Source organism: Pseudomonas sp. GW823-FHT06E10 (assembly GCF_058794995.1).
The window spans coordinates 71,472-93,569 of record NZ_JBXAHJ010000002.1 but is presented as its reverse complement, the minus strand read 5'-3'; the positions used below and the strand labels follow the sequence as shown (position 1 = coordinate 93,569).

Here is a 22,098-nt window from a genome sequence, read left to right as displayed (position 1 = left end):
CAAGCGGCCCGTTTGAGGAGATAGCATGATCGTTCGTCCCGTACGCAGCAGCGATTTACCCGCTCTGATCGACCTGGCCCGCAGCACCGGCACCGGCCTGACCACCTTGCCGGCCAACGAAGAGCGGCTGGCCCATCGGGTCGGCTGGGCCGAGAAGACCTTTCGCGGCGAAGCCGGGCGGGGCGACGCGGACTACCTGTTCGTGCTCGAAGATGACGACGGGCGCGTGGTGGGTATTTCCGCCATTGCCGGCGCCGTTGGCCTGCGTGAGCCCTGGTACAACTTCCGGGTCGGTCTGACGGTCAGCGCTTCGCAAGAGCTGAACATCTATCGTGAAATCCCGACGCTGTTCCTGGCCAACGACCTGACCGGCAACTCCGAGCTGTGCTCGCTGTTCCTGCACGCCGATTACCGCAGTGGCCTCAACGGTCGCATGCTGTCCAAGGCGCGGATGCTGTTCATCGCCGAATTCCCGCAACTGTTCGGCAACAAGATCATTGCCGAAATGCGCGGTGTTTCCGACGAGGCCGGGCGTTCGCCGTTCTGGGAAAGCCTGGGCCGGCACTTCTTCAAGATGGAATTCAGCCAGGCTGACTACCTGACCGGCGTGGGCAACAAGGCGTTCATCGCCGAACTGATGCCGAAATTCCCGCTGTACACCTGCTTCCTGTCGCCGGATGCGCGCAACGTGATCGGTCAGGTTCATCCGGACACCGAGCCGGCGCTGGCCATGCTCAAGAGCGAAGGTTTCAGCTACCAGGGCTACGTCGATATCTTCGACGCAGGCCCGGCGATCGAGTGCGAAACCGGCAAGATCCGCGCCGTGCGCGACAGCCAGGCGCTGGTGCTGGCCGTCGGCACACCGGGTGACGATGCCACGCCATTCATCATTCACAACCGCAAGCGCGAGGACTGCCGGATCACTGCCGCGCCTGCACGTCTGGCCGCCGGCACCCTGGTGGTCGACCCGCTGACCGCCAAACGTCTTCAACTCAACGCGGGCGATCAAGTGCGCGCCGTGGCGTTGTCCGCAGCTCGGGAGTCGAAATAATGAAGTCGCTTTACATCGCAGGTGAATGGCTGGCAGGTGGGGGCGAAGCCTTCGAGTCGCTGAACCCGGTGACCCAGCAGGTGCTGTGGTCCGGCGTCGGAGCCACCGCCGGTCAGGTCGAGTCGGCTGTGCAAGCGGCGCGTCAGGCGTTCCCGGACTGGGCGCGGCGCACCCTGGAAGAGCGTATCTCGGTGCTGGAGGCCTTTGCCGCCGCGCTGAAGAATCACGCTGACGAATTGGCTCATACCATCGGCGAAGAAACCGGCAAACCCCTGTGGGAAGCGGCGACCGAAGTCACCAGCATGGTCAACAAGATTGCCATCTCGGTGCAGAGCTACCGCGAACGTACCGGCGAGAAGAGCGGGCCGCTGGGCGATGCCACCGCTGTGCTGCGCCACAAACCCCACGGTGTAGTCGCGGTGTTTGGTCCGTACAACTTCCCGGGTCACCTGCCGAACGGCCATATCGTGCCGGCACTGTTGGCCGGTAACAGCGTGCTGTTCAAGCCAAGCGAACTGACACCGAAAGTCGCTGAGCTGACGGTCAAGTGCTGGATCGAGGCTGGCCTGCCAGCTGGCGTCTTGAACCTGCTGCAAGGCGCTCGCGAAACCGGCATCGCCCTGGCGGCGAACCCGGGCATCGACGGGCTGTTCTTCACCGGTTCCAGCCGCACCGGCAATCACCTGCACCAGCAATTCGCCGGTCGTCCGGACAAGATCCTGGCGCTGGAAATGGGCGGTAACAACCCGCTGGTGGTCGATCAGGTCGCCGACCTCGATGCCGCGGTGTACACCATCATTCAGTCGGCGTTCATTTCCGCCGGCCAGCGTTGCACCTGTGCCCGTCGCTTGCTGGTGCCGCAAGGTGCCTGGGGCGACTCGTTGCTGGCGCGCCTGGTGGCGGTCAGCTCGACCCTCTCAGTCGGAGCCTTCGATCAGCAGCCGGCGCCGTTCATGGGCTCGGTGGTTTCCCTTGGCGCTGCGAAAGCGTTGATGGATGCGCAAGAGCATCTGCTGGCCAACGGCGCCGTGGCGCTGCTGGAAATGACGCAGCCTCAGGCTCAATCGGCCTTGCTGACCCCGGGCATCCTGGACGTGAGCGCCGTTGCCGATCGTCCTGACGAAGAGCTGTTCGGCCCGTTGCTGCAGGTGATCCGCTACGCTGATTTTGAAGCGGCGATCGCTGAAGCCAACGACACCGCCTACGGTCTGGCGGCCGGCCTGCTGTCGGACTCCGAGGCGCGTTACCAGCAATTCTGGCTGGAAAGCCGTGCCGGTATCGTCAACTGGAACAAGCAACTGACCGGTGCCGCGAGCAGCGCGCCATTCGGCGGCGTAGGGGCCTCGGGCAACCACCGCGCCAGCGCTTACTACGCGGCGGATTACTGCGCGTACCCGGTGGCCTCGCTGGAAACGCCGAGCCTGGTATTGCCGTCGGCCCTTACGCCTGGCGTGAAGATGGCGTGATGCCTATCGCGGGCAAGCCCGCTCCCACAGGTTCGGTGGCGTTCACATATCTTGTGTACGACGCAATCACTGTAGGAGCGAGCTCGCTCGCGATGGCCGCGACGCGGTCTAAAAGAACAGTTACTGAAGCCTATAACAACAGATTCTCGTGGAGCCTCGCTGATGAAATCCTATGAAGTCAATTTTGACGGTCTAGTGGGGCCGACCCATAACTACGGCGGCCTGTCCTACGGCAACGTCGCGTCCCAGAGCAACAGCCAGCAGTCTTCCAACCCCAAGGAAGCGGCGCTGCAAGGCCTGGCAAAGATGAAAGCGCTGATGGAAATGGGTTTCCAGCAAGGCGTACTGGCACCGCAAGAGCGCCCGGATGTGGCTGCACTGCGTCGCCTGGGCTTTGGCGGCACCGACGCTCAAGTGATCGAACGCGCTGCCCAAGAGGCGATGCCGCTGCTGGTGGCCAGTTGCTCGGCGTCGAGCATGTGGGTGGCCAACGCCGCGACCGTCAGCCCGAGCGCCGACACCGCTGATGGCCGCGTGCATTTCACCGCCGCCAACCTCAACTGCAAATACCACCGCAGCATCGAACACCCGACCACCAGCCGCGTGCTGGGGGCGATGTTCGCTGACCAGAAACACTTCGCCCACCACGCCGCCTTGCCGGCCGTGGCGCAATTCGGTGACGAAGGCGCGGCCAACCACACGCGTTTCTGCCGTGAATACGGCGAAGCCGGTGTCGAATTCTTCGTGTTCGGCCGCAGTGCGTTCGACACCCGCTACCCGGCACCGCAGAAGTACCCGGCGCGCCAGACCCTCGAAGCGTCCCAGGCCGTTGCCCGTTTACACGGCTTGAGCGATGACGGCGTAGTCTACGCCCAGCAGAACCCGTCGGTGATCGATCAGGGCGTGTTCCACAACGACGTGATCGCCGTGGGTAATGGTGAAGTGCTGTTCTATCACGAGGACGCGTTCCTCGAGACCGAGAAGATGCTCGCTGAATTGCAGAGCAAACTCGCCAAAGTCGGTGGGAAATTTCAGTCTGTGTGTGTGCCACGTTCCGCCGTCAGCGTGGAAGACGCGGTTCGTTCCTACCTGTTCAACAGCCAACTGCTGTCGCGTCCTGACGGCTCCATGCTGTTGATCGTGCCGGAAGAATGCCGTGGCAACGAGCGTGTCTGGCAGTACTTGCAGGGTTTGACCAGCTCCGGCGGCCTGATCCGCGAAGTGAAAGTCTTCGATCTCAAGCAGAGCATGCAGAACGGCGGTGGCCCTGCTTGCCTTCGACTGCGTGTCGCGCTCAACGAAACCGAACTGGCGGCCGTCAACCCAGGGGTTATCATGACGGCACCGTTGTACGGCACACTGACCGAATGGGTCGAGAAGCACTATCGCGACCGCATGACCGAAAACGATCTGGCGGACCCGCAATTGCTGCTTGAGTGCCGGACGGCACTGGATGAACTGACGCAAATCCTTAAACTGGGCGCGGTTTATCCATTCCAGATCAATTGATCGACGGCGCGCCGCTTTCTACGGCAGCGCGCTGATTCATCTCAAACGAGAGCGTAAAGACATGAGCGATACCCTGCAGCTGATCCTTGAAGACACCGACGGCACGCAACTGGAAACGTCCTGCACCCGCGTCGCGGTCCTGTGGCAAGGTAAAGAGCTGTGGATCCAGCAGGACGGCCGTGGCCAGTTGCTGATCGGCGTGGACGTCGAAGAAGGCGACGCCGAGTACGCCAACCTGCTGTTGCGCCCATTGGCGACTAATCTGGTAAGTCTGCAACTGGAAATGGAACCGGCTGACCTCGGTGACGACGAGGAACACGTCCACGGCCCGGACTGCAACCACGATCACTAAGGAAACCGCTCTATGCTCGCCCTCGGCAAACTGCTTGAACTGACCCTCGCCGGCCGCGAACCGGCGGAGAAGACTCAACTGACTGTCGAAGGCGTGCGCATGCGCTGGTTGAGCGAGGGTGCGCTGGAAGTCCGGCCACCTGAAGCCCGTGACAACGGCCTGGACCTGCTGCTGTCGGCGGGGATCCATGGCAACGAAACAGCGCCGATCGAATTGCTCGATCGCCTGTTGCACGACATTGCCCGTGGCGACTTGAAGCCGCGTGCACGTATTCTGTTCCTGTTCGGCAACCCGGAAGCGATTCGCAAGGGCGAGCGTTTCGTCGAGCAGGACGTCAATCGGCTGTTCAATGGCCGTCACGAACAAAGCAGCGGTTGCGAAGCCCTGCGCGCCTGTGAGCTGGAACGTTTGGCTGCCAGCTTCTTCAGCCTGCCGGATCGCCAGCGCCTGCACTACGACCTGCACACGGCGATTCGTGGCTCGAAAATCGAGCAGTTCGCCTTGTACCCGTGGAAGGAAGACCGCCAGCATTCGCGTCAGGAACTGGCGCGCCTGCGTGCTGCCGGCATGGAAGCGGTGTTGCTGCAGAACAAGCCGTCCATCGTGTTCAGCTCCTATACCTACGACAAGCTGGGTGCCGAGGCTTTTACCCTGGAGTTGGGCAAGGCGCGGCCGTTCGGTCAGAACGACGGTGTCAACGTCTCGCTGCTGGAGAGGCGCCTAAAGCAGATCATCGAGGGCACCGAACCAGAACTGACTGAGGACGCGCTGGACGGTTTGCAGCTGTACAGCGTGGCGCGAGAAATCATCAAGCACAGCGACAGCTTCCGCCTGAACCTGCCGGCGGACATCGAGAACTTTTCGGAGCTGGAAGTGGGTTACCTGCTGGCGGAAGATATCGCCAACACCCGCTGGATCATCGAGGAAGAGGGCGCCCGGATCATCTTCCCGAACCCCAGGGTGAAGAATGGTTTGCGTGCCGGCATCCTGGTCGTGCCGACCACCGACGAAAACCTGGCCTGATTACGGCATTTAACCTCTGTAGGAGCGAGCTTGCTCGCGATGAATCTGAAAACGCCGCGGGGTGCCAGGCTTCCCGCGTTATCGTTGACGACTATCGCGAGCAAGCTCGCTCCTACAAGGTTTTCGGCTTTTAGACAGCTACCGCGCGCGGTTCAGTGCGGCGCAGCGAACGGATTTTCAACAGCGTATCCGCACAGGTCTTTGCCGCTTCCTGGCCTTTATGCAGGAAATGCTCGAAGAAGAACTTCTGGTGTTCTTCGCCGGCATGGAAGTGGTGCGGGGTCAGGGACACCGAGAACACCGGCACTTCGGTTTCCAGTTGAACCTGCATCAGGCCGCTGACCACCGACTGGGCGACGAACTCGTGACGGTAGATCCCGCCGTCCACCACCAGGGCTGCGGCGACGATGCCGGCATAACGACCGGTCTTGGCCAGCAACTTGGCGTGCAGGGGCATTTCAAAGGCGCCGCCGACTTCGAAGAAATCGATGTCGGATTCCTGATAGCCCTGGGTAATCATTTCGGCGACGAAGCCTTTACGGCTCTGATCGACAATGTCCTTGTGCCAGCAGGCCTGGATGAACGCTACGCGCTCGCCCTGATGGTGTTTGCTTTTGCTGTCGATTGCGGTGGGTTGCATGTTCTGACTCCTGTTTGTGTGAAAAACAGGGCGTTATGAATCGAAGGGGATTTGAGGGTACGCACGCTCGCACGAATGCCGGCGGACGGCCCTTTGTTGTCAATCCCGTTCTCTCTTCATCCGGACTATGACCGTCGGCCCCGGGATCACACCGGGTCTGCTGACCTTGCTGTCAGGCACCGCCGAAGCCGTGCTGTCACCAAGCGCTCGCGGGCTATGCGCATTGCGCGCAATTACCGCCGGTGGGGAGTTGCACCCCGCCCTGAGAACGTTTTTGCCGCCCAAATGTTTGGCGGCGCAGCGTTTTTATCACATATTTGCGGTATGCGCATGACCCCTTTTGGATGATTGTCATCGACTTTTCCGTTGGATTAATCGGCCTTTTCCTACGCAAGGGTTGATTAATCGTCGCCATGCCCGCAGTAATTCCTTCCTGAAAGGGATTTCCCCTGCTTACCGAGGCCAGATTCATGAGTGTTATCGATCTTCGCAGCGACACTGTCACCCAACCTTGCGCCGGCATGCTTGAGGCAATGACCAAGGCCGCCACCGGCGATGACGTGTATGGCGAAGATCCGACGGTCAATCACCTGGAAGCCGAATTGGCCAGGCGCCTGGGTTTCGCCGCAGCACTGTTCGTGCCGACCGGCACCATGAGCAACCTGCTGGGGTTGATGGCCCATTGCGAGCGCGGTGACGAGTACATCGTCGGCCAGCAGGCCCACACTTATAAGTACGAAGGGGGTGGCGCGGCGGTGCTTGGCTCGATCCAGCCGCAACCGCTGGAAGTGCAGGCCGATGGTTCGCTGGACCTGGCGCAGGTCGCTGCTGCGATCAAGCCGGACGACTTCCATTTCGCCCGCACCCGTTTGCTGGCGCTGGAAAACACCATGCAAGGCAAGGTCCTGCCGCTGGAATACCTGGCGCGGGCGCGCAGTTTTACCCGCGAGCATGGCTTGCAACTGCACCTGGACGGCGCACGTCTGTACAACGCGGCAGTGAAGCTGGGTGTGGATGCCCGGGAAATCACCCAGTATTTCGATTCCGTCTCGGTGTGCCTGTCCAAAGGCCTGGGCGCACCGGTCGGTTCGGTGCTGTGCGGCTCGACCGAGCTGATCGGCAAGGCCCGGCGCCTGCGCAAGATGGTCGGTGGCGGCATGCGTCAGGCCGGTGTTCTCGCAGCGGCAGGCCTGTATGCGCTGGATAACAACGTAGAGCGCCTGGCCGATGACCATGTCAACGCGCAGTTGCTCGCCGAAGGCCTGCGCGGGGCGGGGTTCGAGGTCGAACCGGTGCAGACCAACATGGTTTACGTGCAGATGGGCGACCAGGCCGAGGCCATCAAGGCCTTTGCCGCCAACCGCGGGATCAAGCTCAGTGCCGCCGCGCGTCTGCGCATGGTCACGCACATGGACGTCAGCCGTGCGCAAATCGAGCAGGTCGTCGCGACATTCGTCGACTTTTCGCGCAAGTGATAGCGTTAGCACTCCAATTGACCGTTTCTATCGTATAAACACGCTGTACCCCGCGCGCAGGGCCGATATAATGCGGCCCTTTGCCGTCGCTTCGTCTGTTGACGTTTCGAACAGGCCTTTGGCCGCAGCCTCCGTGGAAGAACCTAATGAAAAGCGCAGAAATCCGTGAAGCCTTCCTTCGCTTCTTCGAAGAGCAAGGCCACACCCGTGTAGCCTCCAGCTCTTTGATTCCGGGCAACGACCCAACCCTGCTGTTCACCAACGCGGGGATGAACCAGTTCAAGGACTGCTTCCTGGGCCAGGAAAAGCGCGCGTACACCCGCGCTGTCAGCAGCCAGAAATGCGTGCGCGCCGGCGGCAAGCACAACGACCTGGAAAACGTCGGTTATACCGCTCGTCACCACACCTTCTTCGAAATGCTGGGTAACTTCAGCTTCGGTGATTATTTCAAGCGTGATGCCATCAGCTACGCCTGGAACTTCCTGACTTCCGACAAGTGGTTGAACCTGCCGAAGGAAAAGCTCTGGGTCACCGTCTACGCCAGCGATGACGAGGCGTACGACATCTGGACCAAGGAAATCGGGGTTCCGGCCGAGCGCATGGTGCGCATCGGCGACAACAAGGGCGCGCCGTACGCCTCCGACAACTTCTGGACCATGGGCGATACCGGCCCGTGCGGTCCTTGCACCGAGATTTTCTACGATCACGGCGCCGACATCTGGGGTGGCCCGCCGGGCTCGCCGGAAGAAGACGGCGACCGTTACATTGAAATCTGGAACAACGTGTTCATGCAGTTCAACCGCACCGCCGATGGCGTGTTGCACCCGCTGCCAGCGCCGTCGGTCGACACCGGCATGGGCCTGGAGCGGATCAGTGCCGTGCTGCAGCACGTTCACTCGAACTATGAAATCGACCTGTTCCAGAGCCTGCTGAGCGCTTCGGCCAAGGCTATCGGCTGCACCAACGACGCCCAGGCTTCGTTGAAAGTCGTGGCTGACCACATCCGTTCCTGCGGCTTCCTGATCGCCGACGGCGTGCTGCCGTCCAACGAAGGTCGTGGCTACGTGCTGCGCCGGATCATCCGTCGCGCCTGCCGTCACGGTAACAAGCTGGGCGCCAAGGGCAGCTTCTTCTATCAGATCGTCGCGGCCCTGGTCGCCGAGATGGGCGAAGCGTTCCCTGAGCTGAAATCCCAGCAGGCGCACATTGAACGCGTGCTGAAGGCCGAAGAGGAACAATTCGCCAAGACCCTGGAGCAGGGCCTGAAGATCCTCGAGCAGGATCTGGCTGAGCTTAAGGGCGACGTGGTGCCGGGCGACGTGGTGTTCAAACTCTACGACACCTATGGCTTCCCGATGGACCTGACTGGCGACATCGCTCGCGAGCGCAGCCTGACCATCGACGAAGACGGTTTCGAGCGTGAAATGGAAGCCCAGCGCGTCCGTGCCCGTTCCGCCAGCTCCTTCGGCATGGACTACAACAGCCTGGTCAAGGTTGATGTGGACACCGAATTCACCGGTTACACCGCTCACAGCGGTTCCGCCAAGATCGTTGCTCTCTATAAGGACGGGCAATCGGTCGACGTGTTGAGCGAAGGCGAAGAGGGCGTGGTCGTTCTCGATCAGACGCCGTTCTATGCGGAATCCGGTGGTCAGATTGGTGATTGCGGCTTCCTCCAGGCTGGTGCTGCGCGTTTCGACGTGCGCGACACCACCAAGACCGGCGGTGCGTTCCTGCACCACGGTGTGCTGGATTCGGGCAGCCTGATCGTTGGCTCGCCAGTTCAGGCGCAGGTGGATGCCGACGTGCGTCACGCGACTTCGCTGAACCATTCCGCGACTCACTTGCTGCACGCCGCATTGCGTCAGGTGCTGGGCGATCACGTTCAGCAGAAAGGCTCGCTGGTCGACAGTCAGCGCCTGCGCTTCGACTTCAGCCACTTCGAAGCCATCAAGCCTGAACAACTGAAAGCGCTGGAAGACATCGTCAACGCCGAGATTCGCAAGAACTCCGAAGTTGAAACCGAAGAAACCGATATCGAAACCGCCAAGCAGAAAGGCGCCATGGCGCTGTTCGGCGAAAAATACGGCGACAACGTACGCGTACTGAGCATGGGCGATTTCTCCGTCGAGCTGTGCGGCGGTATCCATGCGAACCGTACCGGCGACATCGGCCTGCTGAAAATCATCAGCGAAGGCGGTGTGGCATCGGGCGTGCGTCGTATCGAGGCAGTCACCGGTGCGCAAGCGCTGGCTTACTTGAACGCGGCGGAAGAACAACTCAAGGAAGCGGCCAGCCTGGTCAAGGGCAGCCGCGATAACCTGATCGACAAGCTGTCGGCTGTGCTGGAGCGCAACCGTCTGCTGGAGAAGCAACTCGAGCAGTTGCAAGCCAAGGCTGCCAGTGCCGCGGGCGACGATCTGTCGGCCCAGGCGCTGGACGTCAAGGATGTGAAAGTGCTGGCCGTGCGTCTGGACGGTCAGGATGGCAAGGCGCTGCTGGCGCTGGTCGATCAACTGAAAAACAAACTCGGCCGCGCAGTGATCCTGCTCGGCAGTGTCCATGAGGAAAAGGTCGTTCTGGTTGCAGGCGTAACCAAAGACCTGACTGGCCAACTCAAAGCCGGTGATTTGATGAAGCAAGCCGCTGCGGCAGTGGGCGGGAAGGGTGGTGGTCGTCCAGACATGGCGCAAGGCGGCGGTACCGACGCTGGCGCACTGGATGCGGCACTGGCCCTGACCGTTCCGTTTGTAGAGCAGGGTCTATAAGGCAGTACTTGCGGCCCGCAGTCTAGTGGTGGGCCGCAACGCTGTTTGAGTGATTATTTGGGCGCCCTTCATGGGCAGAGGCGGCTTTGAAATGGCTTTGATCGTACAGAAATTTGGAGGCACCTCGGTCGGCACTGTCGAGAGAATCGAGCAGGTCGCCGACAAGGTTAAGAAATTCCGCGATGCCGGCGATGACCTGGTGGTTGTGCTGTCTGCAATGAGCGGCGAAACCAACCGTCTGATCGATCTGGCCAAGCAAATCAGTGGCGACGGCCAACCGGTTCCGCGCGAGCTGGACGTGATCGTTTCCACCGGTGAGCAGGTGACGATTGCCCTGTTGGCCATGGCGCTGATCAAGCGCGGCGTGCCGGCGGTGTCGTACACCGGCAATCAGGTGCGGATTCTGACGGATAGCGCGCACAATAAAGCGCGTATCTTGCAGATTGATGACCAGAAGATTCGCGGTGACCTGAAGGCAGGTCGTGTGGTGGTTGTCGCCGGTTTCCAGGGCGTCGACGAGCACGGCAACATCACCACCCTCGGTCGTGGCGGTTCCGACACCACCGGCGTGGCGCTGGCGGCAGCCCTGAAGGCTGACGAATGCCAGATCTACACCGACGTCGACGGCGTCTACACCACCGACCCGCGTGTGGTGTCCGTGGCTCAGCGCCTGGACAAGATCACCTTCGAAGAGATGCTGGAAATGGCCAGCCTCGGTTCCAAGGTGTTGCAGATCCGCGCGGTCGAGTTCGCCGGCAAGTACAACGTTCCGCTGCGCGTACTGCACAGCTTCAAGGAGGGTCCGGGCACCCTCATTACTATTGATGAAGAGGAAACCATGGAACAGCCGATCATTTCCGGTATCGCTTTCAACCGCGATGAAGCCAAGCTGACCATCCGTGGCGTGCCAGACATCCCGGGCGTTGCCTTCAAGATTCTCGGCCCGATCAGTGCCGCGAACATTGAAGTCGACATGATCGTGCAGAACGTCGCGCACGATAACACCACCGACTTCACCTTCACCGTGCACCGCAACGACTACCAGGCGGCGCAAGCCGTGCTGGAAAAAACCGCTGGCGAGCTGGGTGCCCGTGAAGTCGTGGGCGACACCAAGATCGCCAAGGTGTCGATCGTCGGCGTTGGCATGCGCTCTCACGCAGGCGTGGCCAGCCGCATGTTCGAATCCCTGGCCAAGGAAAGCATCAACATCCAGATGATCTCGACTTCGGAAATCAAAGTCTCCGTAGTGATCGAAGAGAAGTATCTGGAACTGGCTGTGCGCGCTCTGCACACGGCTTTCGAACTGGACGCACCGGCCCGCCAGGGCGAGTGATGCGTTTGCCAAAAGGCGCGGTCTGACCGCGCCTTTTGTTTTTTTGAATGGCGTGACCCCCGAGACTGTTCTTTTGCTCGCGCTAGTCAATACTCAGGCATGTAGGGCTGCGACCGCTCCGGTTGTGGGTCGAGTGCCTTTTTTTTGCAGACTGTTGTCCCTGAAATGTAATGCGTGAGGAGAAAGGTATGCTGATTCTGACTCGTCGGTGTGCAGAAAGCCTGATTATCGGTGATGGCGAAATCACCGTGACCGTGCTCGGCGTCAAAGGAAATCAAGTGCGCATCGGTGTTAATGCCCCCAAAGAGGTAGCTGTTCACCGGGAAGAAATTTACCTGCGTATCAAGAAAGAGAAGGACGAAGAACCAAGCCATTAATTTTTATCGTTTTTTATGTTTGCAAACGGGGAAGAAGCTGGTTAATATACGCCCCGTGTTGCGGAGAGCTGGCCGAGTGGCCGAAGGCGCTCCCCTGCTAAGGGAGTACACCTCAAAAGGGTGTCGGGGGTTCGAATCCCCCGTTCTCCGCCATTATTTGCGTAGTACGTTGTAATCTGGCTTTTTCGGTAAGTTGTTGAAATTACTAGAAAAAGTGCTTGACATAGAGATTAGACGGCCTATAATGCGCGGCAACAAATGCACTCGTAGCTCAGCTGGATAGAGTACTCGGCTACGAACCGAGCGGTCACAGGTTCGAATCCTGTCGAGTGCACCATTTAAGAGTTAGTTACAGCAATGTAAGTAACTTGGTTTCAACCAGTTGTGATCTGGTATAAAAACACAAATTGCACTCGTAGCTCAGCTGGATAGAGTACTCGGCTACGAACCGAGCGGTCACAGGTTCGAATCCTGTCGAGTGCACCATATACAACAGAAAGCCCGCATTTAATGCGGGCTTTTTGCCGTCCGGGATTTGGCTTTTCCTTTCGTGCATCCCCTCTCGTCGAACTCCACCTGTGCACTACGACCTCGCAGGGTGTCGTAGCGGTAGCTCGTGGCTGAATTTCGAATACTGATCCTGTCTGGCTTGCCGAGGGCGCTTTCGACGTCTTGCTGGCTCATGCCGGCGATCACTCGCTGATTGATGATCGCCTCCCGGCGCTCCCTGGCATTGATCAGGTTTCCACACTTGTCCTGCGCCTGACCGACCACGGTCGGCTCTCTGCTTCGAATTTTCATACCTGATGTTTCGCGGGGCTCGGCTGGCGGCATAAGCGCCATCGTGCTGCCAGGTGTAGAGGCACGGGCGTCCTGAAGTGAAACATTCTCTCCCGCGGCACAACCCAGTGTGGTGAAGGTAATGCGCCCATTGGCAGCCTCACAGCGCTGAACGGTGGTGGCGACCGCCAAGGGCAGGGGGCTGAGCAGGGTGAAAACCAAAAAGAATTGAGCAACTGATGGCATCAGGCGTCCTCCGTGACGTTCCTTTTCAAGGGTAGCGGCTACAATTTTCGAAGGGGTGTGTGTTTTCTTTTCGGAATACGTCGTCGCATTTTCATGGATCAGGCCGATGCTCAGGTTTGTTGTGCAAGCGCTTGTTTCAGCCGAGATTTTTTAACGTTTAAAACCGTCAGGCGGTGTATCATTGCGCCCGTCAGCCCCGCCGGGGCTTGTGGAATACCTCCATGGACTTACCCAGTAGTTACTCAGTACCCCGTTTCACCAATCATGAATTGACTGATTGATCCTTCCGGCGTGCCCCGCTGCTGGGAGTGGAGTTCGCCTATGTCCGAAGTTGAAGTAAAGAAAACGCAGGAAAGCTTGCAGGATCGCCTGGCTCAGGTGGTTGAGTTGCTGCAGCGCCAGCGAGTTGTAGAAGACCTGACTCACCGCCAGGAAGGCCCGCATCATGACCGGGTCGAGAACCTGGTCCACCGGCAGAACCTCGTCGAGTTGCAACGCAAACTCGATGACCTGCACTCCGCCGACGTCGCCTACATCCTTGAAGCCTTGCCGCTGGACGATCGTCTGACGCTCTGGCAACTGGTGAAGGCCGATCGCGACGGCGACATCCTTCTTGAAGTATCCGATTCGGTCCGTGAATCACTGATCGCCGACATGGACGATCACGAGCTCCTGGCAGCCGCCAAGGACATGGATGCCGACGAACTCGCTGACCTGGCCTCCGAGCTGCCGCGAGACGTCGTCCATGAGCTCATGGAGACCCTCGACCAGCAACAACGCGAGCGCGTGCGTTCGGCTCTGTCCTATGACGAGGAGCAGGTCGGTGCGTTGATGGACTTCGAGATGGTGACCATCCGCGAGGATGTCAGCCTTGAAGTGGTCTTGCGTTATCTGCGCCGTCTCAAGGAGTTGCCGGGCCACACCGACAAGCTGTTCGTGGTCGATTATGACGGCGTGCTCAAGGGCGTGTTGCCGATCAAGCGTTTGCTGGTCAACGATCCGGACAAACAGGTTTCCGAGGTGATGGCCAGCGATCCGGTGAGTTTCCACCCGGACGAAGACGCCTACGATGCCGCCCAGGCATTCGAGCGTTATGACTTGATCTCCGCACCCGTGGTCGACAAGAACGGCAAGCTGATCGGCCGTCTGACCATCGATGAAATGGTCGACCTGATCCGTGAAGAGAGCGAAAGCGAAGTTCTCAACATGGCGGGTCTGCGTGAAGAAGAAGACATTTTTGCGTCGGTCTGGAAATCCCTGCGTAACCGTTGGGCCTGGCTGGCGATCAACCTGATTACCGCGTTCGTGGCTTCTCGGGTCATCGGTTTGTTTGAGGGTTCGATCGAGAAGCTCGTGGCGCTTGCGGCGTTGATGCCGATCGTGGCGGGGATCGGTGGTAACTCGGGTAACCAGACCATCACCATGATTGTTCGGGCCATGGCGCTGGACCAGGTGAGCACCGGCAATACCTCGCGCCTGATGCGCAAGGAATTGGCGGTAGCGCTGATCAACGGCGTGATCTGGGGCGGGGTGATCGGTGTGGTTGCCTACCTGCTCTATGGCAGTTGGTCTTTGGGCGTGGTGATGACCGCCGCGATGACGCTTAACTTGCTACTGGCGGCGTTGATGGGGGTTTTGATCCCGATGACCCTGGCGAAGATGGGGCGCGACCCGGCGATGGGGGCCAGCGTGATGATCACGGCCATGACCGACAGCGGCGGCTTCTTCATCTTCCTGGGGTTGGCGACAATCTTCCTGCTCTGAAGCCTCGTTCATCGAAAACCCGTCTTTGGCGGGTTTTTTTGTGCCCGGATTTCAGGCAAAAAAAAGCCAGCGATCAGGCTGGCTTGGGCTTACTGGCAGAATCAGGAAGCGTCGGCGGTCATTTCAGCGTCATGGGCGATCAGCGAAACAAGGGCGTTCTGCTGTCGATGGGAGAGCTGGCGGAAGCGCTGCAGCAACTCCCGTTCGTGCAAGGAAAGCTCCGGGCTGTCCAGGCGCATGCTCAACTCTTCTCCCAGTGCGCCTTCCTGAATAAGACTCTGCTCAAGGCGCGCAATGATTTCGGAGTTCATGCTGCGATGATGATTGCGAGCCACCTCGGCAATGCGTTCACGCATTCCGTCTGGCAGACGTACGACGAACTTGTCAGCCGTACGGCTGGAATAAATTGCCTGTTTCAATGGGCGCATATATTTAACCGGTTAGTTCAGGGGAGCGGTTTTCGGGATTGGCCGCAGGATGTCTGGTAGGACAAGCGCTCTGACCAAATGTTCAACCTGAATTGATAGAGGCGCGCATCATGCCTCAAAGCAGCCAGATCCTTGGCGCCAATTATGTGACAAATATTGAACCGAATAAAGGCGTTCTGCCAGCACCAATTATCAGAAACGCGGACTGGTTTGAAAAGTTCGACCAGGCCGCATCGCTTATCGCTTTCTCCACCCGACGAAAGGTTGCCGGCGGGCAGGAAAAAGTGAACTCGGACCCTGTTCCTTGTCTTTTATAGGATAGTGGCAAATTGCCGATTTACTAGGGGAAGTCGTATAGCGGGGGTGAATTCAGGATGGATGGCAGGCCCTTGCAGCGGGTCTGCCATGTCAGGATCAACGCAGTACCGGATCGAACTTGATCTTGCGCCCGGCGATCAATGCGAGCACGAACAGCGTGCTGAATACGCCACAGGCGATCAGGGGGAGAGTGACGACCATGTCCTGGGTCAATGACAGATGGAAAATGCCGCTCAACAAGGCGAGGGTGAAGAAACTCGCGGCTGATCTGGACATGCTGTGCTCCTGGTAAAGGTCATTCAAAATACCAAACGTTCGGCAGACGGAGCCGGCACCAGGATGTTTTCCTGGTCGATCTCCTGACTGACAAGGCTGTGCCGGTCGCTCGTCACTGCCAGCTGCGGTGCCTTCTGCAACTGAAGGTAATGCGGCATACGTTGGGCAACCTGCGTAGCGCTGCTCTGGGGAACAAAATGAACGCCTGCTAAAACCACCAGTGCGATTGCAGACAAGAGTGAAAGGGCGCTCTTCATGGGGCGTACCTCGGTTGTTCTATGAAAACAGCAGAAGCAGCTCGCATGCCAGAGTCTATCGACAATTAAATTCTTTAAAAACAATGAATTAAGTTATTTTTGGTAAAGCGCCATATTGCATTTTGCAATGATGGCTTTTTGCAGTGATGCAATTTGCATGGTAAACAAGTCCGCGCCCGGCCGAGGCGTCTGCCTACACTTAAAAAGCCTACGGACGACATGACAAAAGCCAGCCCGGCCGTTAACATGCACGCCGTCCATCGCACCGCGTATCGTCGCGGTCAACCTGTGTCTCAGTAGCTCAATTGGATAGAGCATCCCCCTCCTAAGGGGAAGGTTGGCAGTTCGAACCTGCCCTGGGACACCATATTTTTCAGCTCCCCCCGCCTGTTTCAACGCTTCCTTTTCACGACTTGTAGATAAAGTTCTGCAAGTTCAGGCGCCATGGATTTATCGAAGCCTTCAACTCTGCCTTCGCGCCTTTCCGTCTCCTCTCCCACGTAGTCTGAATCTCCCATCCCGTCTGGGAGTGCGCGGGGGAGTAGGTACAGGTTGGTGCGGCAGGATTTACCGGGAACGACATCAGTATTGCGAGAGCCCTGTCCCTGGCCACCGAAAAGGACGGCGAAACGGTGACGGCCTAACCCTTAAAGTGGGGGGAGGCCGTCTTGCATCGACTTGAAATTCAATCCAGTTCTACCCAGGCGGACTCGGTTGGTGCTTCGTTGGTGAGCCCGTGTTTGAGCGCATACATCAACAAGTCGATGCGGTTGATGAGATCTAGCTTTTGATAGATGTTGCTGAGGTGGTTGTGCACGGTGTGCTCGCTGATCCCCAGGCGCCCGGCGATGCTCACATATTTGGCGGACGGTTCGCCCACGATGGCGCGAATCAGTTCTCTCTCGCGCAGCGTCAACCGCGCCTGTTTCGCCCGCTCCAGATTGCATTTCATGGGTGTATGTCTGGACGCGGCATAGCCGGAAAGGCCGCCAGCCCAGGCTCTATCCATTGCGATGTCGCTATGGTGGACCTTGAGGATGGCCTGGATGATCGATTCCGTCGGGTCTTCCGCCAGCACGATGCCGCGAGCGCCAGCCTCTATCGCCTGAGCAGCGGGGACGACTTCGTACAGGCCCTTGAGCAGCAGCACTTTCATTTCGGCGCTACGGGTGAGTCCCGCGACGACATCCAGAGGGTTCAGCGCATCCGGAAAGAAACTGAAAAAAATGACATCGGGCCGCAGCTGATCGGCAAGATCCAGCGCCTGGGTATAGGTGGTGGCCTGTCCTGTCACTTCCATGCAGGGCATTCTGGCATTGATCAAGTCGTGAAGGCCCTTGAGTACGAGGGGGCGACAATCGATCAACATCACGCCAATTGGCTCTTTTTGGTCAGTCATGATCTTCCTGACCTCCTTGAAAAACCAATGATGGCCTCCACCCGCTGGCCTTCCCGGGTCAGCAACTTGCTCACCGGGGCGCAGCGATTGAAGGATGGATTCGAACGCCGGGAGGCCATGATGATGCCCGCCCAGGCATTGGCAACCAGCGACCCGGGGGCCATTTCCATCAACAGCACTGGCACGTGGGGCGAACTTTTCCATAAGGCAGGCAAAGCCCGGGAGAGAAGTTCAATACAAATAATTATCAGTGGTTTACGCATGATGATGTGCTCCCTCCCGCCTCTCAACTGATTCTAGGTCAGCCCGGAGCGCTGCCAACCTGTCCATCCGTCAGTCCTCGATACAAGCCCGGTGCGGACAGACCTGAGCGATGTACTCAAGGAGGGGAGTAAACCTCGAAAATCAAGGTATTAGGCTCGCCATGGGTGGCCAATGGCCAAGGTCTGATCCGGATTGCGTTCGTCAATTAATCGACGAGTGGTGTTCACTTAGGAACGCTAATATCAGCTTAGTCAATTTATCGGCGATCTCTGTCTGGTCAGCCACCGGCATTTGCGGGTGTTCATGTATCGCTGGTGTTCATGTATCAGCACTTTTTCGTGCGCGAGGTCTCGTTTTCAGTAAGGCCTACACCTATTCAGAACGGGCGTAGGGGAAGGTTCTCAAGGGAATGCCATGGCTGGCCGATAACACGGGCAGTCAGGGACTTGTTCGTCTCTTCCGGTCGACATGGGGCGCACTCTCTATGAGAAGGTGTTTGATGGCCTAGTGCCACCAGTTATCATCAGCGCGCCAAAACAGGGGCTGCGAAGCTGAGTCCGTCCGTGTATTTGCCTTTGGGTTCTTCTTCTTAAATTGCCTGGAAATCTTCGATGCTGTCGTATCACCAAAAGCGTTTTCTGATCGTCGATGATTTCTCGGACTTCCGCAGTTCGGTCAGGTCGATGTTGCGCGAACTGGGCGTCAAGGAAGTGGACACTGCCGATACCGGTGAGCAGGCGCTGAAAATGTGCTCGCAGAAGGCCTACGACTTCATCCTGCAGGACTTTCACCTGGGTGACGGCAAGAAGAACGGCCAGCAGGTGCTCGAAGACCTGATGGAAGAAAAGCTGATCAGCCATGAGGCGGTGTTCGTCATGGTCACCGCCGAAACCAGCCAGGCCATGGTGCTCAGTGCGTTGGAGCATGAGCCCGATGCCTACCTGACCAAGCCGTTCAACCGTTCCAGCCTGGCTCAGCGCCTGGAGCGCCTGGAGCAGCGCAAGACTCTGCTCAAGCCGATCCTGCAGGCCCTCGACCGGGGCAAGCCGATGGAGGTGCTCAACGCCTGTATCGCCCTGTGCAAACAAGATATTCGTTACTCGCCGTTGTGCCTGCGCTATCGCGCCGATGCCCTGCGCGAACTGAATCAGAACGAAGCGCTGGAGCGCCTCTATGACGGCATCATCGCCGACCGCCCGTTGCCATGGGCGTTTGCCGGGTTGGGCAAGTTGCTGTTCAAGCGCGGTCAGGTCGGGCAGGCCAAGGGCATTTATGAGAAAGCCTTGAAAGTCTTCCCGATGATGCCGTCGTTGTATGACGGCATGGCGGATGTATTGGTCGCCGAAGGGGACACCAAGGGGGCGCAGCGCGTCCTGGAAGAGGCGATTCGCCTGTCGCCGCTGGCGGTGCGTCGCCAGGCGTTGCTCGGTAAGCTGGCGATGACCAACGAGGACTTCGATACGGCGGCCAAGGCCTATCGCCAGGCCGTGAGCCAGGGCGCCCAGTCGCGGTTCAAGGATGCCGAGAGCAACCTCGGCCTGGCCCATGCATTGATCAGCAAGGGCAGCGAACGGGGCCTGGACACGCGGACCCGTCTGGAAATCAACACCACATTGAGTGCCGTGGCCAAGGAAAACCCTTCCGATCCGGGCCTGCAAATCCGCGCGCGCCTGATGAAGGCCACCAGCCTGTTGCTCAACGACGCCGAGACGGCCGACAAGCTTACCGAGCAAGCCTTGCTGCGTCTGGACGGCATGGAGCAATTCATGAGCGCCGAAGCGGCGTTGCTGGTGGCCAAGCAACTGAAACTGCTCGGGCAGACAGAGGCCGGTACCGCGATGCTGAAAAACTGCGTGGAAATCTACGGTGACGATCCGGTGGTCATGAAGGACATCGCCAAGCAGACCGACGACCCGAGCATCCTCAATTCCGGCAACGCCGCCGCGGAACTCAACCGTCAGGGCGTGCGCGTGTACAAGACCGGCAACCTGGTGGAGGCCCGGCAGGTATTTCGCAGGGCCCTGGCGATGCAACCGAAGAACATCAGTATCGCCCTGAACATGGCGCAGTCGTTGTTGCATGGCACCGATACCAGCGTTCCCTCGGCAGAGCTGGAGGAGTGCCAGGTTTGCCTGAAATTGGTCGGCCTGATGCCCGACACCGACGCGCGCTATCCGCGTTACCAGAAGCTGAAAAGCAAGGCGTTTGGCCAATGAACGACAACGAACCGGCACTGGATTTCTCCACGGTGATCGCCTCGACCGTGCACGACATGAAGAACTCGCTGGCCATGCTGATGCAGGCCCACAGCCAGTGGCTGGGGCGATTGCCGGAGTCGGCGCGGCAGGCGCCGGAGCAGGGTGTGATCGACTTCGAATTCGCCCACCTCAACGGCATGCTCGTGCAGTTGCTGGGGCTGTACAAGCTCGGCGTCAACCAGATGCCGCTGCAACCGGCCTACCATGAACTGGACGATTTCATCGAAGCGCAACTGGCTTGTCATCAGGAGGTGTTCGCCAGCCGCGGGATCATCGCCACCTATGAAGTGGACCCGCTGAGCCCGCTGGGTTTCTTCGACCGTGAGTTGATCGCGTCGGTATTGGCCAACTGCATCAACAACGCCATTCGCTTTGCACGGCATGCCGTTTTGATCAGCGTCAGCGACGAAGCCGGACAACTGGTGTTGACCATCAATGACGATGGCGAGGGGTATCCGGCGCAGATGATCGAACGTCAGTTCGATTACGTGCAGGGTATCAATCAAAGCACCGGTAGCACCGGGCTGGGCCTGTACTTTGCCGGGCGAATTGCCGCGCTGCATCAGCGCAACGGCGTGGGTGGACGTACCGAAATCAGCAATGGCGGGCCGTTGGGCGGTGGGGTGTTCCGCCTTTACCTGCCCTGACAGACAGCATTTTTTTCGACGCTGCTTGAAATTCCGAACACGTGGAGCCTATTTTGTACGGTCGCCGTTCGCGGCCCGCACAATAACAAGGATAGCGTCATGACGACCGTTGGCCTGAGTTCACTCGCGCAGCGATTGACGGGCATTGATCAAGTTGAATGTGTCACGCCGGATTTGAATGGCGTACCACGGGGCAAAGTGATGACCTCCGAGGGCTTTCTCGACGGTCGACGTTTGCAGATGGCGCGGGGCGTGCTGCTGCAATGCATCATGGGCGGATATCCGCCGGCACGGTTTTACGGCAGCGATGACGGCGACCTGGCGCTGATCCCGGACCCTGCACAAATCCATCGCTTGCCCTGGAGCCATCCACCGCGGGCCTTGGCCATTTGCGATGCGGATGAACTGGGCACCACCACCAGCTCCAACCTGTCGACCCGTGGTCAGCTCAAGGCAGTGATTGCCCGTTACGCGGCCCGCGGCCTGGCGCCTGTGGTGGCGACCGAGCTCGAGTTTTTTGTCTTCGCCCCCAACACCGATCCGACCCTGGCTTTTCAACCGCCACTGGGGCTGGACGGTCGCCGCGAAGATGGTCAGTCGGCGTTCAGCGTCAGTTCCAACAACGGCTTGCGGCCGTTCTTCAATGAAGTCTACGAGTGCATGGCTGCGTTGGGGTTGCCTCGCGATACCTTCATGCACGAAATGGGCGTCAGCCAGTTCGAGATCAATCTGCTGCACGGTGATCCGCTGCTGCTGGCCGACCAGACATTCCTGTTCAAGCACCTGCTCAAGGAAGTGGCCCTCAAGCACGGCCTGAGCGTGGTGTGCATGGCCAAGCCGTTGGCGCATACGCCGGGCAGTTCGATGCATATCCATCAGAGTGTGGTCGAGATCGATTCCGGGCGTAACGTGTTCAGCGACGAGGCGGGGCAGGAGACGGCCACCTTCCGCCACTTCATTGCCGGTCAGCAAACGTGCATGGCCGATTTCACTGCGTTGTTTGCGCCGAACGTGAACTCCTATCAGCGCTTGTGCCACCCTTACGCCTCACCGAATAATGCCTGTTGGTCCTACGACAACCGGGCGGCCGGCCTGCGCATTCCGGCCAGTTTGCCGGTGGCCCGTCGGGTCGAGAACCGCTTGCCGGGGGCCGATGCCAACCCGTATCTGGCGATTGCCGCAAGCCTGGCGGCGGGGTTGCATGGCATCGAGAAGACATTGGAGCCGAGCGCGCCGATCCAGGGTGAGTTCGAGGTGCCGGACAATCTTTCGTTGCCGTGTACCTTGCATGCGGCACTCGAGCGTCTGAAACGTAGCCAGTTGGCCAAGGAACTGTTCGGCGCGGAATTCATCGAAGGCTACATCGCTTCGAAGACCCTGGAACTGACCAGTTTCCATGATGAAATTACTCCCTGGGAAAGGCGTGTTTTAGCAGCCCAGGCCTGACGTTCCGTCGACATCCGGCTA

General features: G+C 59.2%; 21 protein-coding genes, 4 tRNA genes and 1 riboswitch. Of the genes, 18 read left to right on the top strand and 7 right to left on the bottom strand.

What is annotated here, in order from left to right:
* The first annotated feature begins 25 nt into the window (after positions 1–25).
* From astA to astE, 5 genes are all read left to right on the top strand, one after another.
* Complete coding sequence (gene astA / locus AC1Q6Y_RS03480) at positions 26–1,051, top strand: arginine N-succinyltransferase (protein WP_057713611.1); 1,026 nt, start codon at positions 26–28, stop codon at positions 1,049–1,051.
* Positions 1,048–2,517 (top strand): succinylglutamate-semialdehyde dehydrogenase, encoded by a 1,470-nt coding sequence (astD, locus tag AC1Q6Y_RS03475; RefSeq protein WP_198530256.1) that lies wholly within the window; start codon positions 1,048–1,050, stop codon positions 2,515–2,517. The genes astA and astD overlap by 4 nt, the downstream gene beginning before the upstream one ends.
* 162 nt (positions 2,518–2,679) lie before the next feature.
* A complete protein-coding gene (astB, locus tag AC1Q6Y_RS03470) occupies positions 2,680–4,026 on the top strand; it encodes an N-succinylarginine dihydrolase (protein ID WP_090457334.1) in 1,347 nt (448 codons plus the stop codon).
* Positions 4,027–4,087: 61 nt separating this feature from the next.
* Complete coding sequence (locus AC1Q6Y_RS03465) at positions 4,088–4,378, top strand: topoisomerase II (protein ID WP_090457332.1); 291 nt, start codon at positions 4,088–4,090, stop codon at positions 4,376–4,378.
* A gap of 12 nt (positions 4,379–4,390) precedes the next feature.
* Positions 4,391–5,401: a succinylglutamate desuccinylase gene (astE, locus tag AC1Q6Y_RS03460; protein WP_489339095.1), complete on the top strand. Its 1,011-nt coding sequence runs from the start codon at positions 4,391–4,393 to the stop codon at positions 5,399–5,401.
* Positions 5,402–5,531: 130 nt separating this feature from the next.
* On the opposite strand, the gene AC1Q6Y_RS03455 is transcribed toward astE, so the two are convergent.
* Positions 5,532–6,041 (bottom strand): 6,7-dimethyl-8-ribityllumazine synthase, encoded by a 510-nt coding sequence (locus tag AC1Q6Y_RS03455; RefSeq protein ID WP_057713615.1) that lies wholly within the window; start codon positions 6,039–6,041, stop codon positions 5,532–5,534.
* Positions 6,042–6,144: 103 nt separating this feature from the next.
* Positions 6,145–6,315: riboswitch (FMN riboswitch) on the bottom strand.
* Positions 6,316–6,511: 196 nt separating this feature from the next.
* Here AC1Q6Y_RS03455 and ltaE point away from each other — a divergent pair.
* From ltaE to AC1Q6Y_RS03420, 7 genes are all read left to right on the top strand, one after another.
* The gene (gene ltaE / locus AC1Q6Y_RS03450; RefSeq protein ID WP_492624039.1) at positions 6,512–7,516 is read left to right on the top strand and encodes a low-specificity L-threonine aldolase; all 1,005 of its coding nucleotides are present in this window, start codon (positions 6,512–6,514) and stop codon (positions 7,514–7,516) included.
* Positions 7,517–7,662: 146 nt separating this feature from the next.
* A complete protein-coding gene (gene alaS / locus AC1Q6Y_RS03445; RefSeq protein WP_492624038.1) occupies positions 7,663–10,284 on the top strand; it encodes an alanine--tRNA ligase in 2,622 nt (873 codons plus the stop codon).
* 91 nt (positions 10,285–10,375) lie between these two features.
* On the top strand, positions 10,376–11,617 hold the full coding sequence (locus AC1Q6Y_RS03440) for an aspartate kinase (RefSeq protein ID WP_007971040.1): 1,242 nt from the start codon (positions 10,376–10,378) through the stop codon (positions 11,615–11,617).
* Positions 11,618–11,805: 188 nt separating this feature from the next.
* Positions 11,806–11,994, top strand: coding sequence for a carbon storage regulator CsrA (gene csrA, locus AC1Q6Y_RS03435; protein WP_002554426.1), 189 nt, complete (start codon positions 11,806–11,808; stop codon positions 11,992–11,994).
* Positions 11,995–12,056: 62 nt separating this feature from the next.
* A tRNA-Ser gene (locus AC1Q6Y_RS03430) sits at positions 12,057–12,147 on the top strand.
* Positions 12,148–12,254: 107 nt separating this feature from the next.
* Positions 12,255–12,331 (top strand) — tRNA-Arg (locus tag AC1Q6Y_RS03425).
* Positions 12,332–12,403: 72 nt separating this feature from the next.
* Positions 12,404–12,480: transfer RNA gene (locus AC1Q6Y_RS03420), tRNA-Arg, on the top strand.
* Positions 12,481–12,501: 21 nt separating this feature from the next.
* Here the strand turns inward: AC1Q6Y_RS03420 and AC1Q6Y_RS03415 are convergent.
* Positions 12,502–13,020: a cell envelope protein SmpA gene (locus tag AC1Q6Y_RS03415; RefSeq protein WP_492624037.1), complete on the bottom strand. Its 519-nt coding sequence runs from the start codon at positions 13,018–13,020 to the stop codon at positions 12,502–12,504.
* 321 nt (positions 13,021–13,341) lie between these two features.
* Here AC1Q6Y_RS03415 and mgtE point away from each other — a divergent pair, with 321 nt between their 5' ends.
* Positions 13,342–14,784, top strand: a complete 1,443-nt coding sequence (gene mgtE, locus AC1Q6Y_RS03410) for a magnesium transporter (RefSeq protein ID WP_007971042.1) — start codon at positions 13,342–13,344, stop codon at positions 14,782–14,784.
* 101 nt (positions 14,785–14,885) lie between these two features.
* Here mgtE and AC1Q6Y_RS03405 read toward each other — a convergent pair whose 3' ends face one another.
* Complete coding sequence (locus AC1Q6Y_RS03405) at positions 14,886–15,212, bottom strand: Arc family DNA-binding protein (protein WP_008066583.1); 327 nt, start codon at positions 15,210–15,212, stop codon at positions 14,886–14,888.
* A 110-nt stretch (positions 15,213–15,322) separates the two neighbouring features.
* On the opposite strand from AC1Q6Y_RS03405, the gene AC1Q6Y_RS03400 reads away from it, so the two are divergent.
* A complete protein-coding gene (locus tag AC1Q6Y_RS03400) occupies positions 15,323–15,529 on the top strand; it encodes a hypothetical protein (protein WP_079246716.1) in 207 nt (68 codons plus the stop codon).
* Between the two features lie 97 nt (positions 15,530–15,626).
* Here the strand turns inward: AC1Q6Y_RS03400 and AC1Q6Y_RS03395 are convergent, their stop codons facing one another.
* Entirely contained in the window at positions 15,627–15,806 is a 180-nt protein-coding gene (locus AC1Q6Y_RS03395) for a PA3371 family protein (RefSeq protein ID WP_057713619.1), read from the bottom strand.
* 23 nt (positions 15,807–15,829) lie between these two features.
* Positions 15,830–16,063 (bottom strand): hypothetical protein, encoded by a 234-nt coding sequence (locus AC1Q6Y_RS03390; RefSeq protein WP_218494340.1) that lies wholly within the window; start codon positions 16,061–16,063, stop codon positions 15,830–15,832.
* 290 nt (positions 16,064–16,353) lie between these two features.
* Between AC1Q6Y_RS03390 and AC1Q6Y_RS03385 the strand changes: the two genes are divergently transcribed.
* Positions 16,354–16,430 (top strand) — tRNA-Arg (locus tag AC1Q6Y_RS03385).
* Positions 16,431–16,748: 318 nt separating this feature from the next.
* On the opposite strand, the gene AC1Q6Y_RS03380 is transcribed toward AC1Q6Y_RS03385, so the two are convergent.
* Positions 16,749–17,462, bottom strand: coding sequence for a response regulator transcription factor (locus AC1Q6Y_RS03380; RefSeq protein ID WP_057713621.1), 714 nt, complete (start codon positions 17,460–17,462; stop codon positions 16,749–16,751).
* A complete protein-coding gene (locus tag AC1Q6Y_RS03375; RefSeq protein WP_090457313.1) occupies positions 17,459–17,725 on the bottom strand; it encodes a hypothetical protein in 267 nt (88 codons plus the stop codon). The genes AC1Q6Y_RS03380 and AC1Q6Y_RS03375 overlap by 4 nt, the downstream gene beginning before the upstream one ends.
* 612 nt (positions 17,726–18,337) lie before the next feature.
* On the opposite strand from AC1Q6Y_RS03375, the gene AC1Q6Y_RS03370 reads away from it, so the two are divergent.
* The 3 genes from AC1Q6Y_RS03370 to AC1Q6Y_RS03360 all read left to right on the top strand — a co-directional run bounded on the left by AC1Q6Y_RS03370 (position 18,338) and on the right by AC1Q6Y_RS03360 (position 22,077).
* The gene (locus AC1Q6Y_RS03370; RefSeq protein WP_492587521.1) at positions 18,338–19,942 is read left to right on the top strand and encodes a response regulator; all 1,605 of its coding nucleotides are present in this window, start codon (positions 18,338–18,340) and stop codon (positions 19,940–19,942) included.
* A complete protein-coding gene (locus tag AC1Q6Y_RS03365; protein WP_492624036.1) occupies positions 19,939–20,631 on the top strand; it encodes a sensor histidine kinase in 693 nt (230 codons plus the stop codon). Before AC1Q6Y_RS03370 ends, AC1Q6Y_RS03365 begins: the two co-directional genes overlap by 4 nt.
* 201 nt (positions 20,632–20,832) lie before the next feature.
* A complete protein-coding gene (locus AC1Q6Y_RS03360; protein ID WP_167362901.1) occupies positions 20,833–22,077 on the top strand; it encodes a glutamine synthetase family protein in 1,245 nt (414 codons plus the stop codon).
* The last annotated feature ends 21 nt before the right edge of the window (positions 22,078–22,098 follow it).

Bases quoted from the DNA above. Each gene is read 5' to 3' on its own strand.
- astA (WP_057713611.1), top strand. From the start codon at position 26: ATGATCGTTCGTCCCGTACGCAGCAGCGATTTACCCGCTCTGATCGAC.
- astB (WP_090457334.1), top strand. From the start codon at position 2,680: ATGAAATCCTATGAAGTCAATTTTGACGGTCTAGTGGGGCCGACCCAT.
- AC1Q6Y_RS03465 (WP_090457332.1), top strand. From the start codon at position 4,088: ATGAGCGATACCCTGCAGCTGATCCTTGAAGACACCGACGGCACGCAA.
- astE (WP_489339095.1), top strand. From the start codon at position 4,391: ATGCTCGCCCTCGGCAAACTGCTTGAACTGACCCTCGCCGGCCGCGAA.
- AC1Q6Y_RS03455 (WP_057713615.1), bottom strand. From the start codon at position 6,041: ATGCAACCCACCGCAATCGACAGCAAAAGCAAACACCATCAGGGCGAG.
- ltaE (WP_492624039.1), top strand. From the start codon at position 6,512: ATGAGTGTTATCGATCTTCGCAGCGACACTGTCACCCAACCTTGCGCC.
- alaS (WP_492624038.1), top strand. From the start codon at position 7,663: ATGAAAAGCGCAGAAATCCGTGAAGCCTTCCTTCGCTTCTTCGAAGAG.
- AC1Q6Y_RS03440 (WP_007971040.1), top strand. From the start codon at position 10,376: ATGGCTTTGATCGTACAGAAATTTGGAGGCACCTCGGTCGGCACTGTC.
- csrA (WP_002554426.1), top strand. From the start codon at position 11,806: ATGCTGATTCTGACTCGTCGGTGTGCAGAAAGCCTGATTATCGGTGAT.
- AC1Q6Y_RS03415 (WP_492624037.1), bottom strand. From the start codon at position 13,020: ATGCCATCAGTTGCTCAATTCTTTTTGGTTTTCACCCTGCTCAGCCCC.
- mgtE (WP_007971042.1), top strand. From the start codon at position 13,342: ATGTCCGAAGTTGAAGTAAAGAAAACGCAGGAAAGCTTGCAGGATCGC.
- AC1Q6Y_RS03405 (WP_008066583.1), bottom strand. From the start codon at position 15,212: ATGCGCCCATTGAAACAGGCAATTTATTCCAGCCGTACGGCTGACAAG.
- AC1Q6Y_RS03400 (WP_079246716.1), top strand. From the start codon at position 15,323: ATGCCTCAAAGCAGCCAGATCCTTGGCGCCAATTATGTGACAAATATT.
- AC1Q6Y_RS03395 (WP_057713619.1), bottom strand. From the start codon at position 15,806: ATGTCCAGATCAGCCGCGAGTTTCTTCACCCTCGCCTTGTTGAGCGGC.
- AC1Q6Y_RS03390 (WP_218494340.1), bottom strand. From the start codon at position 16,063: ATGAAGAGCGCCCTTTCACTCTTGTCTGCAATCGCACTGGTGGTTTTA.
- AC1Q6Y_RS03380 (WP_057713621.1), bottom strand. From the start codon at position 17,462: ATGACTGACCAAAAAGAGCCAATTGGCGTGATGTTGATCGATTGTCGC.
- AC1Q6Y_RS03375 (WP_090457313.1), bottom strand. From the start codon at position 17,725: ATGCGTAAACCACTGATAATTATTTGTATTGAACTTCTCTCCCGGGCT.
- AC1Q6Y_RS03370 (WP_492587521.1), top strand. From the start codon at position 18,338: ATGCTGTCGTATCACCAAAAGCGTTTTCTGATCGTCGATGATTTCTCG.
- AC1Q6Y_RS03365 (WP_492624036.1), top strand. From the start codon at position 19,939: ATGAACGACAACGAACCGGCACTGGATTTCTCCACGGTGATCGCCTCG.
- AC1Q6Y_RS03360 (WP_167362901.1), top strand. From the start codon at position 20,833: ATGACCTCCGAGGGCTTTCTCGACGGTCGACGTTTGCAGATGGCGCGG.